A 12974-nucleotide genomic window follows, 5' to 3' on the forward strand; every position below is an offset into this window, starting at 1 on the left:
CCTGGACCCTGACTCCGGCCACACCATGAAGCACGGAGGGCGGCCCCGCCACCAGCGGAACCACCCTCACAGCAAGATTTTCAGTGATCTTCTAGACGGTCGTCCTGATCACCCACCGGCTGGCGTCGGTGCGCCACGCCGATCTCGTGCACGTACTGGAACAAGGGCGGCTCGTGGAGTCCGGCACGCCGGACGAACTCCTCGCCGCGGGTGGCGTCTACGCCGACCTGTACGCCCTGCAGGCGTCGCAGTTCACGGCGAAGGTCACCAGCCGGGAAGCCGGCTGAGACCCGAGGACCGGCTACTCGGTGGCGTCGGCTCCGGCCACGATCACCAGGAACGCATCCGTCGCGAGGTCCATGACCACCTCCGCGGGCAGCCCCTCCAGGCGGCGCGCCTGCGCGAACTCCTCCGCGGGCCACGATCCGCGCGGCCCGCCGGCGGGAAACCGCTCCAGCACCGTTCGCCCGTTCACCCTGCACCTCCTTGCCACGCCGTCTTCCGGCGAGCCGACCCCGGTCGGCTCACAAAGTTAAACGCCCCTTCCCACATGAACGGATCGTGAAGTGACGGTACTGAGACGTATTCGACACTCGCTCAGCACGGAATGGCCGTGGATGAACGCATAGTTTCGCTTTGCTGGAACGCGATGACCCATCAGGACGGCTCAGCCGTCGTACTCCTGGATGCGCCGGCCATGGCCGCGGTCCACGAGGGCGGGCAGCCGCTCCTCCAGCTCGCGCAGGGTCGACGGCAGGTCGATGGTGAGCAGTTCGCGGTCACGCATGAGGACGCGCCCGTCCACGATCGTGGTGCGGACGTCCGACGCCCGGGCGCTGTGCACAAGGGTGGCCGCGAGGTCGTGGACGGGCTGGGTGTGCGGTCCGCCGATGTCCACCAGCACGATGTCGGCGCGGCGTCCCTGGGCGATGCTGCCGATACGGTCGCCGAGTCCGACGGCCCGGGCGCTCTGGAGCGTGGCGTGGTGCAGCGCCTGCCGGGACGTCAGCCAGCCGGGGTCGCCCTCGGCCGACTTCTGTGCCAGGGAGGTGAGAGCCATGGACTCCCATACGTCCAGGGAGTTGTTGGAGGCGGCGCCGTCCGTGGCGAGTCCGACCGGGATCCCGAGCGCGCGCAGTGCCCGTACCGGTGTGGTGGTGGGCCAGGCGAACTTGAGGTAGCCGCGAGGTGCGGTCGCCACGGCCACGCTTCCGGTCGCCCGCTCCAGCACGGGCAGGTCGCGCTCCACGATGCCGGTGCCGTGCGCGATGAGCAGGTCGCTGCCGAGGAGTCCGGCCGCTTCCAGGACCTCGATGGGGGTACGTCCGTGCCGCGCCAGGCTGGTGTCGGTCTGCTCGCGGTTCTCGGCGGCGTGGATGTGGACGGGAAGGCCGTAGTCGCGGGCGAGTCCGGCGGTGGCCACGAGGTCCGCGTCGCTCACGGTGTACGGGGCGTGCGGGGCGAGGGCGGTGGTGATGCGCCCGTCGGCGAAACCCCGGTGCCGCAGCGCGAAGTCCAGTGATCGCTCGCGTCCTGCGGCGCCCTGCGAAGAGAAGAACGCCTCCCCCAGATGGGCTCGGAGTCCGCAGTCGGCCACGACGGAGGCGACGGCGTCCATCGAGAAGTAGTGGTCGGCGAAGCAGGTGACACCGCCGCGGATCATCTCCGCGCAGGCGAGCCGCGCCGCCGACGCCGCATCCTCCTCGGTGAGGTTGGACTCGATGGGCCAGATGAATTCGTTGAACCACTCCTGCACGGGCAGGTCCTCGGCGATGCCCCGCAGGGCGACCATCGGGGAGTGCGTCTGGCAGTTGATCAGGCCGGGCACAGCCACCTGGCCGCGCGCGTCGATGCGCTCGACGGCAGGCAGGTCCCTGACGTCCGCCGCGGGCGTCACCGACTCCACGATCCCGTCCCGTACGACGACCGCGGCGTCCTCCGCGAAGCCGATCCGCTCCTGGTCGTCGTGCACGAGGACCGTGCAGCCGGTGATGACGAGGTCGGCGGGAGCCGTCTGCCGGCCGGCCTGAGTGGACGTCATCCCGTCACCGTACGACGTGGTCGTACTCCTGGGCGACATGCACCGCGCATCCCGTCGCCGCCCTGTTCCACCGGCGGTTGCGCGCGCAGGCTGGGCGTCACCACAGCCCGCCACTCGGCTTCTGGAAGGAGCCCGGCATGCTCGTCGGCACCTGGAACCTGGAGAACCTGTACCGGCCCGGGGGCCCGTTCGGCCCCAAGGACAAGGCCGGGTACGAGACGAAGCTCGCCGCCCTGGCCGCCGTGATCACGAAGCTCGATCCGGCGCTGCTCGGCGTCCAGGAGGTCGGAGAACCCGAGGCACTGGAGGACCTGGCCGGAATGCTGGACGGCCAGTGGCACGTCACGGTCTCCCAGAACCCGGACGAACGCGGCATACGAGTGGGCTTCCTCAGCCGAGCCCAGCCGCGCGTGCTCGCCGACACCAGTGGTTTCCCCCAACTGCTGCGGCCAGTGCAGGGGGACGACGACGGGACGCCCGTGTCGCACGCGGGCCGGGGTTTCCTCGCGGTGGAGGTCACCGTCGGCGAGCTGACACTGAAGGTCGCGGTGGCCCATCTGAAGTCGAAGCTGCTGTCGTACCCGGGCGGTCGCTTCCAGCCGCGCGACGAGGGCGAACGGGCCCGCTTCGGCGCATACGCCCTCTACCGGCGGGCCGCCGAGGCGACGGCCCTGCGGGCGCTCGCCGACGACCTGCTGGCCGGCGAGGGGCGCACCCGCGATGTGGCGGTGCTGGGCGACATGAACGACGAGGTGCAGGCCGCGACGACCCAGATCCTGCTGGGCCCGCCCGGATCCGAGATCGGCACACCCGGGTACGAGCACCCGGACCGGGGCGACGCGGTGCGTCTGTGGGACGTGGCGCCGCTCATCCCGGAGCAGAAGCGGTACTCGCGCGTCACCTCCGGGCGCCACGAACTCATCGACCACATATTGGTCAGCCATTCCCTGGTCCACCACCTCACGGCGGCGGGCACGGGCCTGCCCGACGACGGACCGGTCCTGCCGTCGGTCGGCGCCGATCCGGAAGAGCGACGCGGGGCACCCGGGTCGGACCACGCCCCCGTGTGGGTCCGCGTCGGGTCCTGATGGCAGGGCAGAAGGCCGTAACCGTGCCGGGACGGGAGCGGGCCCGGGGGCGTAGCCGGCCCCCGGGCCCTGGAATGCCGCCCATGTGGGCACGCCGGCACGCTTGAGGACCCAGGTCAGTCGTGATGTCGCCGCGTCCTGCCTTTGGACCACCGCGTATCGAGCTACGCGGACTGGACTTGAACCAGTATTTCGGCGTCCGGGGCCCGGGCCCGGTCGATCCGGCGATCGGCGGCGAATGCTGAGTCTGGAGCGATAGTCTGAGATTGATCGCGGTCTGCCTCTGCCGAATTGGGCTACCGCGGCCGGAGATTGTGCCGCGGGGAGGACTCGAACCTCCACTGGGACCGCGTCGTCACGACAAGCTTCAGCTTCAGCTTGCGCTCCTCGCGCGCCCCGGCCGTCGTTCGTGGTGGCCGGGGAGTTCTTGAGGCTACCCGAACAGGTAGCCGAAGACGGCGTCACCGACGCGCTGCTCGACGACATCCGTTCCGTTCGCCTCCTCCCGGGCGAACTTGACGGCCTGCTGGAGCTTCTCGACCCGGTCGAGCAGCTCGTTCACACGCCTGGCGGGCAGTGCGCCGGAGAACTTCACGGTCGTCCAGTATCCGACCGGCACGTCCTCGTAGTACACCTCGACCTGCGCCGGGTGCTTCTCGGTGGCCTCCGCCTTCACATGGTTGCGGGGCACCTTCTTCGTGCGCAGGGTGCGTACCGGCTCCGTCTTCCATGCGTCGGTGGACGGGTCCTGGATCCAGGACTCGGCGGCGTCGAGGACCGGCAGCTTGCGGACGAAGGTGTTGAGATCGACGAGCTGCTTCTCTAGGAAGAGCAGATACGCCACGGGGACATCGGCGATGAGCACCCGCCCGTCCACCTTCACGTCCGCCCTGGCGGCGCAGTTGGCCCAGTCCTTCGTGGCGGTCACGTCGAACAGCCGCGTGAGCGTCGCCGCGGTCTGCCGCAGCACGTCCTCCGCCTTCACCTGGACCCGCGTCGACTCGGGCGGCAATTGCTCGCCCTCTTCGTCCTTCGGCTGGTACGTACGCGAGATGCCGGCCAGCAACGCGGGCTTCAGGAGCCCGTGGTGAGCTGCCGTCAGGTCCTGATGGGACTTGGACTTGATGCCCTTCTCGACTGCGATGATCTGATTGAGTTTCGCCACGCCGGAGACGGTAGCAGCGAGGTACTCGACGTTTCGAAGGATTATCGGGCCGCGAATTCCCTTGCGGCGACAAGGGCTTCACCGAAGACTTCCTCGGCCGACCCGATGGCCTCCGCGAGCCGGTCCGGGGCGGCTCTCAGCCCCAATACGATCTCGTCGACCCCCCGCAGCCCCGCCCGCTCCAGCAACCGCTTCTCGTTGGTCACCCACTCCCCCCGTGCGGCCAGCACGGCGTGTGCGGACTGGGCGGCGGCCGTGGCCAGGGCGCCGGCGACCTCGGTGAGGCAGGACTTCGGTGCGTGGTTGGCCTTCGCGTACGAGAGGGTGGCGCGGGCCGTGCCGTACCAGCGCTCGGCTGCGGAGGCGCGCAGCGGCTCCGGGTATGCCTGCGGGCGCGCAACGGTGCCTCGCAGCACGCGGTTCACGGCCAGTTCGGCGACGACCAGATAGCTGGGGATGCCGGCGAGGTGGAACAGCAGCGGCTCGACATGGAAGCGGCCCCCCTCGGCCTCGGCCAACTCGTGCTCCACGACGTCGAGATCGCGATAGTGCACGTCGACGCGGCGGCCGTCGACGGTCAGCCAGGCGCCGCCGTTGAAGACTCCCCCGCCCCAGCCGCCGATATCCGACACCTCGCCGGGCCAGCCGATGGCCCGCAGGTGTGCGGGGTCGAAGTCCGGGCCCCGGTAGTACACGGCCAGGTCCCAGTCGCTGTCCGGGCCGTGGGTGCCTTGCGCGCGGGAGCCGCCGAGGGCCACGGCCCCGACCGCGGGCAGGGCCGCGAGCCGGTCCGCCACGTGGTCGAGGAACGCCTTGTCGTCCACGGTCACCCCCGGCCGTCCCCGTTACCGCGAGTCTCGTCGCCGGCCGTGCGCGCCTCGATCCCTCCGGCCGCCGTCGGCTCCGTCAACTGGTCCACCGGGCCCCTTCGTCGCAGATACGGCCACCTACCGTAGCGGTCGCCGGACCGTCCGTCCGCTGGGTTTGCGGGGGATATCGCGAGGGTGCGGGTCCGGGTCGAGGCGATTGTCAGTGCCGCGCATTATCAATGATGGAGTCGTCACAGAGCGTGACGATCCGCGGGTTATCGGGTACGGGGAGGCAATCATGGCCGGTTGCGAGGCCTCGGACAGCCGACGGCACGTCGCGCGGGCGGAACCGGAGGGGGCGGCGACGTCGCAAAGGCAGGCGGTGCTGGAGCGGATCAGGGCCGAGGCGATCGAGATCCCTCGCCTGGAGCCGGGGACGCTCGCGCTGCGAGCCGTGGAGCACCGCGCACGTACGGAGAGGGAGCGACGGCTGTCCGGTGGTGTCGCTGGGGGCACCCACGACACCTCTCCTGCTCCGCCCGACATCTCACCCATGCCTGCACGCGGTGGCTCACCGCCTGTCCCGGCCGACCGTTCCGCGCTCGACCCCTGGAAGGTCGGCTATCTCCTCCACCGGCTCAGCCATGACGACCGGCTCCTGAACGGCCTCTCCGGTGCCGGGCGAGCGGAGGCCATGGCAGTCCGGCGGCAGCGGATCTGCGCGGCCATCGCCGAGGCGTATCCCGCCCTTGCGGAGGAGTGCGTGCGGCAAGCGAGTGGCCCAGCGATGGTCGACCGTCCTGACGGGGACGGCCGACCGCCTTGATGAGGCCGGGAACCGGCTCGCTGGGCGAGGGCGGTCTCGGCGTGTGCGTCGCGGCCCGGACGTGCCCCGGATCGGGCAGGCGAAGCGGCCGCGCGCGGTGGGGCTTCGCCGGTGGACGCACCCCAAGGCAGGGCCGGTTCGGTGGGCCGTGCAATGCGCTCGGCTCCGCCGCGAACCGGGACGAATTCGGATGCGGTCGATGGGCGGCACCGCGCATGATCGGCGGGTTGCGGTGCGTCGGCGCGGCCGGTCGCACCGGTAGTCGCTCCCCGGGAGGCACCATGCTCAAGCGCGTCACCGTTCCCACGCTCTTCCCACCGCCCCGCTACGCGCACGCGTCCGTCGTGGAGGCGGGGACCCGGCTCGCGTTCCTGGCCGGGTCCGTGCCGCTCGACGCGGACGGGAAGCTCGTCGGCGAAGGCGATCCGGTACGGCAGGCCCAGCAGGTGCTCGCCAACCTCGATGAGCAACTGCGCGCAGTCGGAAGCGACATGACGCACGTGGTGTCGACGGACGTATATGTAGTGAGCGGCAAACCCGCGCTGCTCTCCGCGGTCTGGGACGTGGTCGAGGCCTCGGGGCTCAGCACCGGGCCGCATTCGTCGACGCTCATCGGCGTGGCCTGCCTCGGGTACACCGGACAGTTGGTCGAGATCACCGCGACCGCCGTGATCCCGACCTCGTCGGCCGTCGCTCCCACCGCGGCAGACGTGGTTCCCACTGCGACGGCCATTGTTCCCAACGCGAGAACCGTTGCTCCCGCCGCCCCGCGGGAGGCGTAGCAGCCCATTCCCCGGGAGTTGCGGCCCGTCATCGCCTGCACGACGCCATCTCCCAGCGGCCCATCGCGGCGGCTCGCGTCATCCGAGCGCCCCGACACCGTCCGAGTCGCGGCCCAGGCGCGGCGCGGCTCGGCCTCGGGCGCCCGTGTCCGTCACCGCGACCAGCGCCTCCGCCACGCCCGTGCGCAAGGCCGCCCCGTCATGGCCAACCGGCCCGGGAGCCGGGCTCGTCGGAGTCACGGGCGTCGTGACCGCTCGGCCCCGGTCTACCGCTCGGCGGGCAGACCCGCCGCCTCGGCCGCCGTGCGCAGCACGTCCCGCAGCATCTCGGGGGTGAGACGGCCCGTGAAGGTGTTGCGCTGGCTGACGTGGAAGCAGCCGAAGAGCTCGAGGCCCTCCAGCGTCACCCGGGCTCCGTGCCCGAATGCGGGTCGTGGTCGCGGCACCGCCCAGCCCGCCTCGGCGAGTGCGGCCAGCGCGGCCTGCCAGCCGAAGGCGCCGAGCGCCACCACGGAGCGCAGGGACGGCCGCAGCAGCCGCAGTTCCTGGACGAGCCACGGCCGGCAGGTGTCCCGTTCCCCGGGCGTCGGCTTGTTGGCCGGCGGGGCGCAGTGCACCGGGGCTGTGACACGCACCCCGTACAGTTCCAGGCCGTCGTCGGCGGCCACCGACGTGGGCTGCGACGCCAGGCCCACAGCGTGCAGCGCCGCGTACAGGACGTCGCCGGACCGGTCGCCGGTGAACATCCGCCCGGTGCGGTTCCCACCGTGGGCCGCGGGGGCGAGTCCGATCACCAGCATCCTGGCGTCCGGCGGTCCGAAGCCGGGCACCGGCCGTCCCCAGTAGTCCCAGTCGGCGAACGCGGCGCGCTTGGTACGGGCCACTTCCTCCCGCCACTCGACCAGACGCGGGCAGGCGCGGCATCCCGTGATCCGCTCGTCCAGCGCGGCGAGGCTGCTGCTGTCCATGCCTCCACGGTAGAGCCGGACGGAACCGGCCCCGGACGAGGGCCGGGAGGGGCCCCGAGAAAATGACGTCCGGTTGACCCAGCTCAGGGGACTAAGGTCGAGGACATGGCTGCTGCAGATGCGGACGACGACAGGACGGGCGAGGCGGGCGCGGCCCAGGCAGGCGGCATGGGCCGGGATGCCGAGCCGGGTCCGGCCCCCGAGGCGGATCGGCGCGACGCCGACGGCCCTGAAGAGGACCGCGCGGCCGATGCCTCGGCCTCGGTGGAACCCACGGCCGCCGACCCGAAGAAGGCTGCCGCTGCGGCCGCCGCCGACGCCGCCGGGCCGTCGAACGGCGAGAGCGTGCGCATCGACAGCTGGATCTGGTCGGTGCGGCTCGTCAAGACCCGCTCGGTCGGTGCGACCGCCTGCCGGGGCGGCCATGTCCGGGTGAACGGCGAGCGTGTGAAGCCCGCGTACGCCGTGCGCGTCGGTGACGAGGTGCGTCTGCGGCACGAGGGCCGGGAGCGGGTCGTCGTCGTGACGCGTCTGATCCGCAAGCGGGTCGGGGCCCCGGTGGCCGTCCAGTGCTACATCGACAACAGTCCGCCCCCGCCGCCCCGCGAGGCCGTGGCCCCGGCCGGCGTCCGCGATCGCGGCACCGGCCGCCCCACCAAGCGCGACCGCCGCGAGATGGAACGCCTCCGCGGCCTGGCAGCGGCCCCCGGCGGCGGCTTCGCGGACGCCTATGCGGCGGGGCGCCATCCGGGCGGTCAGCGACGGGCCAAGGGCGGGAGTCGGCCGGACGGCCGGGGCGGCTCCGGAGCGGGCTGAGGACGGGACGGAGCAGGGGCGGTCCCCCGCCCCGCCCTGTTCCGCGCCGCACGCCCTCGCTCTCATGGGCGGAGCCGGTCATGCCCGCAGCGCCGGTCATGCGCGGCGCAGTACCAGGCGCGCCAGGTCCGCCACACGGTGGCGCCGGGCCCAGGCGATCAGCGCCAGCGGGACCAGCAGGATCAGCGGGGTGGCCGCGTTCTGACCGTCGAAGACGGTGAGCTGGACGATGAACGCGCCCACCATCAGCCCGGACAGCGCCATCGCCGCGACCGGCGCGAGGAACGGGATCACCAGGGCGACAGCCCCGGCCAGTTCGAGTGCGCCGATGGTGTACATCCCCGGGTGCCCCCAGCCGATCCTGTCGAAGGAATCGGCCGCCGACGGGTGCGCGATCAGCTTGGGCAGCGCGCTCGCGAGCCCGTAGAACAGCGCGAGCGTGATCTGCAGAGCGCGCAAGGAGATCTCGGCACGTCGGCTCCGGCTGCGCCCACGGCCCGGCTCGCGGGCGGCGGAGACGGCCTGGGCGGCTGAGGCGGTGGTCTCGGACATGAGGTTCTCCTCGGGGTAGCGGGTCAGCGGTGCTGTCACAGAGGTAGACCCGTCCACGTCCCGCGACTCATCGCTGCCCGGCCGCCTTTCCCCACCCGGTTCTCATGCCCGTCCGACGGGCGGTCTTCCGCTCCTCGTTCCCGATCCCGCATCACCCGATGCGGTGACACGTTCGAGGATGGAGCCCGTGGAGCCCCCGCACGGGGGCGCGGTCAGAGCGCGAACCAGCCGTGCCCGCCGTACCAGTGCCCGCCGGACCGCAGATGGTCCACCACCGCCCGCTCCACACTGCTCCGCCGAGGCAGCCGCTCCACCGGAAGGTCGGGATCGCCGAAGACGAAGCCGACCGGCATGCCGTCGTCCGGCGTCGTCTCCTGGTGCGCGAGCTCGAAGCGGTCCTGGAAGCGGATGATGTTGGAGTCGGCCGGGAGGTAGTTCTTGAGCTGCGGATCGAGCAGCCAGGAGTCGCACACGGCGATCTCGTAGCGCTCCTCCGGATAGTGCTCGGCGAAGAAGGCCCGGGCCAGTGCCAGGGACCGCTCGCACGCGGACGCCGACAGGGGGCCGCTGAAGTCCGGTATGTGCAGGCTGAGACAGGGGTCGCCGGGTCCGAGCCCACGGCCCGCCGCGGCGACGGCCCGTCCGGTGCGCTGCCCGAGCCGTGCGCGCTGGTACTGCAGCCGCCCCAGCTGGAACAGCTCCCCGTGGAAGTGCAGCGCCGTCCACCACGGGAACAGCAGCCCGCCCGTGCCACACCGCCGGCGGTGCACGGCCATCTGCCGCCCGAGGTCCGCGAGGGTGCGGCGTGACACCTCCTCGGGGATGCCGTGCTCCCGGTGGTGGGCGCGCACATAGGGAAGGGCGGCGACGAAGACGTACACGTGGAAGAACCGTCCGAGCGCCCCCGCCGACTCCGGGAAGGACGGCGGTTCCCAGGCCCTGCCGATCTCCCCCATGTCCCGCACGAACCGGGTGACGCACCGCCCCAGCAGCGTCATGGCCTCCGCGTCCCGCGCCAGCCGGGCGCGCAGGGCGACGAGGTCGTTGATGTCCTCGTGGGGTACGGACAGGTCGAGCAGGATGCCGGGGAGTTCGTCCGCGTCGGGCAGGACGAGCCCCGTGGGGGCACCACCCTCGCTCTCCAGGTCCCGCATCCATTCGGCGAGCCGCGTGTCCTCCCGCAGCGCCTCCAGCACCGTCGCCTCCCCTCGAGGACCCGCCCCGCGCTCGCCGCGACCCGTCGGATCCGGTCACCGTTTCATGGTGAACGTGCATCACGAAGGGTACTTGTCCCGGTAGGAACGGTGATGTGATGCGTACCGGCAGCGAACCGACGACGGCGCGCAGTGCCCTGCGGGCGCGGTTCTGGCTGAGCGTCTGGGGTCTCGTCTGGGCGACCTTCGGAACGGTCGTGTTCGCCCTCCTGGGGCGGCCCGGCTGGGCAGCCGCCTGCGGCGTGCTGTGGCTGATCGTCACCGTGGACTTGGCCGTGATCCTGCGCCACATCCATCAGGGCCCGCACTGGCAGCCGGGCCGCGATGTCCCGCCGTATCCGCCGCCCGAACACCGTCGGTAGGGAACCTCGGTGACGGAACTCCGCCGGTCCCCTCGGAGCGGTAGTGCGCCCCTACTGGGAGTCGAAGCGCGCCGCTCTCAGGTACTCCGGGTTCGGGTCCAGCGCGGCGGCGAGCCGGAAGTGCCGCTTGGCCTCCTCCGGACGTGACTGGCGCTCGTAGGTGCGGGCCAGCGCGAAGTGCGCGAACGCGTTGTCGGGTTCACGCTCCAGCACGATGCTGAACTCCAACTCCGCGGGCCGCAATTGCGCTGCGGCGAAGAAGGCACGCGCGCGCAGCAGCCGCGCAGCGGTGTTCTCGGGGTGCGCGGCGATCACGCCGTCCAGTAGTTTCACCGCGCCCCGGGGGTCCCGCGCGGCGAGCAACTGCTCGGCGGCGCGGAAGTCGATCACATGGGTCTCCGGAGTACGTCCGGTCGGATCGCTGGTGTCGGGCACGGCAGAGTCCTTCCCTAACTTCCGGGGTTCAACGCCCCCGGGGTCGACCGCTATTCCTGCGGGAGCCGCGCCCGGCGCACCAGATCAGCCCATATGACCCTTACGCTCCGTTCCAGCTGCTCCAGTGGCCCGTCGTTGTCGATGACGATGTCCGCCGTTTCCAGCCGCTTCTCCCGCGTGGCCTGGGCGGCCATGCGTGCGCGTGCGTCCTGCTCGGTCATGCCGCGCAGACGGACCAGCCGGTCGAGCTGGGTGGCGGGGTCGGCGTCGACGACGATCACGACGTCGTACAGCGGGGCCAGCCCGTTCTCGGCGAGGAGCGGGACGTCGTGCACGACCACGGCGTCCCGGGGCGCGGCGCTCTCCAGTTCGCGCGAACGGGCGCCCACCAAGGGGTGCACGATCGAGTTCAGCACGGCCAGCTTCTCCGGGTCGGCGAAGACGATCGAGCCGAGCTTGGGGCGGTCGAGGCCCCCGTCCGGCGCGAGGACGTCCTCGCCGAAGGCCTCGACGACTGCGGCCAGCCCGGCCGTTCCGGGCGCGACGACCTCGCGCGCGATGCGGTCCGCGTCGATCAGCACGGCCCCGCACTCCACGAGCAGCCGCGACACCTCGCTCTTGCCGGCCCCGATACCGCCGGTCAGGCCCACCTTCAGCATGACGCGAAGCCTACGGCCTGGCACCGGCGGCACCGGCGACGGGCCCCGCGTTCAGCCGTCGCCCTCGCGCTCCGCCAGGAAGCGCTCGAATTCCTGCCCGATCTCGTCCGCGGACGGGATCTCGAGGGGCTCGGCAAGCATGTTGCCGCGTGTCTCGGCACCTGCCGCGGCGTCGTACTGGTGCTCGAGGCCCTGGACAAGAGCGACCAGTTCCTCGTCGCCCTCCTGGATCTGCCGGTCGATCTCCGTCTGTGTGCGGTGCGCGTCCGAGCGCAGGGAGTGGGCGATCGTGGGGAGAACCAGCCCCGTCGCGGCCGTGATGGCCTCCAGAGCGGTCAGTGCCGCGTCCGGATAGGCCGAGCGGGCGATGTAGTGCGGGACGTGGGTCGCGACGCCCAGTACGTCGTGTCCGGCCTGCATGAGCCGGTACTCGACCAGGGCCTCGGCGCTGCCGGGGACCTGCGCCTCGTCGAAGGGGCTGCGGTGGCCCGGCACGAGGTCGGTGCGGTTGCCGTGAGGGGTGAGGCCCACCGGGCGGGTGTGCGGCACGCCCATCGGGATCCCGTGGAAGCTCACCGACAGGCGGACGCCGAGCCGCTCCACGATCTGTCGGACGGCCACGGCGAAGCGCTCCCACTCCACGTCCGGCTCCGGACCGGTCAGCAGTAGGAAGGGCGCCCCGGTGGTGTCCTGGACGAGGCGTACCTCGATCGTGGGCTCCTCGTAGTCCGTCCAGCGGTCACGCTCGAAGGTGAGCAGCGGGCGGCGGGCGCGGTAGTCGACCAGCCGGTCGTGATCGAACCTGGCCACCACCTGGTGGGGCAGCGAGTCCAGGAGCCGGTCGACGATCTGCTCGCCGGCCTCACCTGCGTCGATGTAGCCGTCGAAGTGGTAGAGCATGACCAGTCCTGCCGACTCCTGGGCGAGCGCCATGTCGACGACGGCCAGGCCCTTCGGCTCCCATGCGTACAAACCCTGCGGATCAAGCACTAGACCGCTCCTCCTCGTGTTCGTACTGCACAACGTGGGCTGGGACACGTCCATTCCCGATTTGTGCACCGACGCACAACACTCAGTCAGTCCCCGGGCCCCGGGCCCGGGAAGCCGCCGGGAGGGTCCGGGAGACCCGACGCGCGCGCAGGCGCAGCCCCTGGGCCGAGGTCACGACACGCCGGACAGCATGCCCGGACGCCGCCTCGGCGATGCGACGGACCGCCGGCCGGCGACGCTGCCGATCTCGCCTCCCTATGGGAGGGT

General features: G+C 71.7%; 15 protein-coding genes, 1 tRNA gene and 1 pseudogene. 6 read left to right on the plus strand and 11 right to left on the minus strand.

Annotation, left to right across the window (positions count from 1 at the left end; translation table 11 throughout):
- Positions 1–95: 95 nt before the first annotated feature.
- Positions 96–287 (plus strand): annotated as a pseudogene (locus ACWDA7_RS04970) (ABC transporter ATP-binding protein); the annotation flags it as partial.
- Between the two features lie 14 nt (positions 288–301).
- Here ACWDA7_RS04970 and ACWDA7_RS04975 read toward each other — a convergent pair.
- Both ACWDA7_RS04975 and ACWDA7_RS04980 read right to left on the minus strand, forming a co-directional pair.
- Positions 302–475, minus strand: a complete 174-nt coding sequence (locus tag ACWDA7_RS04975; RefSeq protein WP_359389498.1) for a hypothetical protein — start codon at positions 473–475, stop codon at positions 302–304.
- A 192-nt stretch (positions 476–667) separates the two neighbouring features.
- A complete protein-coding gene (locus ACWDA7_RS04980; protein ID WP_450602793.1) occupies positions 668–2041 on the minus strand; it encodes an amidohydrolase in 1374 nt (457 codons plus the stop codon).
- 137 nt (positions 2042–2178) lie between these two features.
- On the opposite strand from ACWDA7_RS04980, the gene ACWDA7_RS04985 reads away from it, so the two are divergent.
- Positions 2179–3129, plus strand: coding sequence for an endonuclease/exonuclease/phosphatase family protein (locus tag ACWDA7_RS04985; protein ID WP_450602794.1), 951 nt, complete (start codon positions 2179–2181; stop codon positions 3127–3129).
- A gap of 165 nt (positions 3130–3294) precedes the next feature.
- On the opposite strand, the gene ACWDA7_RS04990 is transcribed toward ACWDA7_RS04985, so the two are convergent.
- The 3 genes from ACWDA7_RS04990 to ACWDA7_RS05000 all read right to left on the minus strand — a co-directional run bounded on the left by ACWDA7_RS04990 (position 3295) and on the right by ACWDA7_RS05000 (position 5124).
- A tRNA-Pro gene (locus tag ACWDA7_RS04990) sits at positions 3295–3435 on the minus strand.
- Positions 3436–3562: 127 nt separating this feature from the next.
- Positions 3563–4294: a DUF7873 family protein gene (locus ACWDA7_RS04995; protein WP_450602795.1), complete on the minus strand. Its 732-nt coding sequence runs from the start codon at positions 4292–4294 to the stop codon at positions 3563–3565.
- Positions 4295–4335: 41 nt separating this feature from the next.
- Positions 4336–5124 carry a nucleotidyltransferase domain-containing protein gene (locus ACWDA7_RS05000; RefSeq protein ID WP_450602796.1) on the minus strand — a complete coding sequence of 263 codons (789 nt, stop codon included), beginning with the start codon at positions 5122–5124 and terminating at the stop codon, positions 4336–4338.
- A gap of 277 nt (positions 5125–5401) precedes the next feature.
- On the opposite strand from ACWDA7_RS05000, the gene ACWDA7_RS05005 reads away from it, so the two are divergent.
- Together ACWDA7_RS05005 and ACWDA7_RS05010 are read left to right on the plus strand one after the other, a co-directional pair.
- The gene (locus tag ACWDA7_RS05005) at positions 5402–5929 is read left to right on the plus strand and encodes a hypothetical protein (RefSeq protein WP_450602797.1); all 528 of its coding nucleotides are present in this window, start codon (positions 5402–5404) and stop codon (positions 5927–5929) included.
- 281 nt (positions 5930–6210) lie between these two features.
- Entirely contained in the window at positions 6211–6711 is a 501-nt protein-coding gene (locus tag ACWDA7_RS05010) for a RidA family protein (RefSeq protein ID WP_450602798.1), read from the plus strand.
- A 266-nt stretch (positions 6712–6977) separates the two neighbouring features.
- Here ACWDA7_RS05010 and ACWDA7_RS05015 read toward each other — a convergent pair whose 3' ends face one another.
- Positions 6978–7679, minus strand: a complete 702-nt coding sequence (locus ACWDA7_RS05015) for a uracil-DNA glycosylase (protein ID WP_450602799.1) — start codon at positions 7677–7679, stop codon at positions 6978–6980.
- Positions 7680–7847: 168 nt separating this feature from the next.
- Between ACWDA7_RS05015 and ACWDA7_RS05020 the strand changes: the two genes are divergently transcribed.
- Entirely contained in the window at positions 7848–8495 is a 648-nt protein-coding gene (locus ACWDA7_RS05020; protein ID WP_450602916.1) for an RNA-binding S4 domain-containing protein, read from the plus strand.
- 96 nt (positions 8496–8591) lie between these two features.
- Here the strand turns inward: ACWDA7_RS05020 and ACWDA7_RS05025 are convergent, their stop codons facing one another.
- Together ACWDA7_RS05025 and ACWDA7_RS05030 are read right to left on the minus strand one after the other, a co-directional pair.
- Positions 8592–9047, minus strand: a complete 456-nt coding sequence (locus tag ACWDA7_RS05025) for a DoxX family protein (RefSeq protein ID WP_450602800.1) — start codon at positions 9045–9047, stop codon at positions 8592–8594.
- Positions 9048–9259: 212 nt separating this feature from the next.
- The gene (locus ACWDA7_RS05030) at positions 9260–10201 is read right to left on the minus strand and encodes an acyltransferase domain-containing protein (RefSeq protein WP_450602917.1); all 942 of its coding nucleotides are present in this window, start codon (positions 10199–10201) and stop codon (positions 9260–9262) included.
- Between the two features lie 158 nt (positions 10202–10359).
- Here ACWDA7_RS05030 and ACWDA7_RS05035 point away from each other — a divergent pair, with 158 nt between their 5' ends.
- Positions 10360–10623 carry a DUF6343 family protein gene (locus ACWDA7_RS05035; protein ID WP_450602801.1) on the plus strand — a complete coding sequence of 88 codons (264 nt, stop codon included), beginning with the start codon at positions 10360–10362 and terminating at the stop codon, positions 10621–10623.
- Positions 10624–10674: 51 nt separating this feature from the next.
- On the opposite strand, the gene ACWDA7_RS05040 is transcribed toward ACWDA7_RS05035, so the two are convergent.
- From ACWDA7_RS05040 to ACWDA7_RS05050, 3 genes are read right to left on the minus strand one after another with little or no spacing between them, the layout of a single operon-like run.
- A complete protein-coding gene (locus ACWDA7_RS05040; RefSeq protein WP_432926500.1) occupies positions 10675–11058 on the minus strand; it encodes a tetratricopeptide repeat protein in 384 nt (127 codons plus the stop codon).
- 50 nt (positions 11059–11108) lie between these two features.
- Positions 11109–11717: a dephospho-CoA kinase gene (coaE, locus tag ACWDA7_RS05045; RefSeq protein ID WP_450602802.1), complete on the minus strand. Its 609-nt coding sequence runs from the start codon at positions 11715–11717 to the stop codon at positions 11109–11111.
- Positions 11718–11768: 51 nt separating this feature from the next.
- The gene (locus ACWDA7_RS05050; protein ID WP_359389463.1) at positions 11769–12707 is read right to left on the minus strand and encodes a PAC2 family protein; all 939 of its coding nucleotides are present in this window, start codon (positions 12705–12707) and stop codon (positions 11769–11771) included.
- Between the last annotated feature and the right edge of the window lie 267 nt (positions 12708–12974).

It is taken from the genome of Streptomyces sp. NPDC001156, from assembly GCF_053598275.1.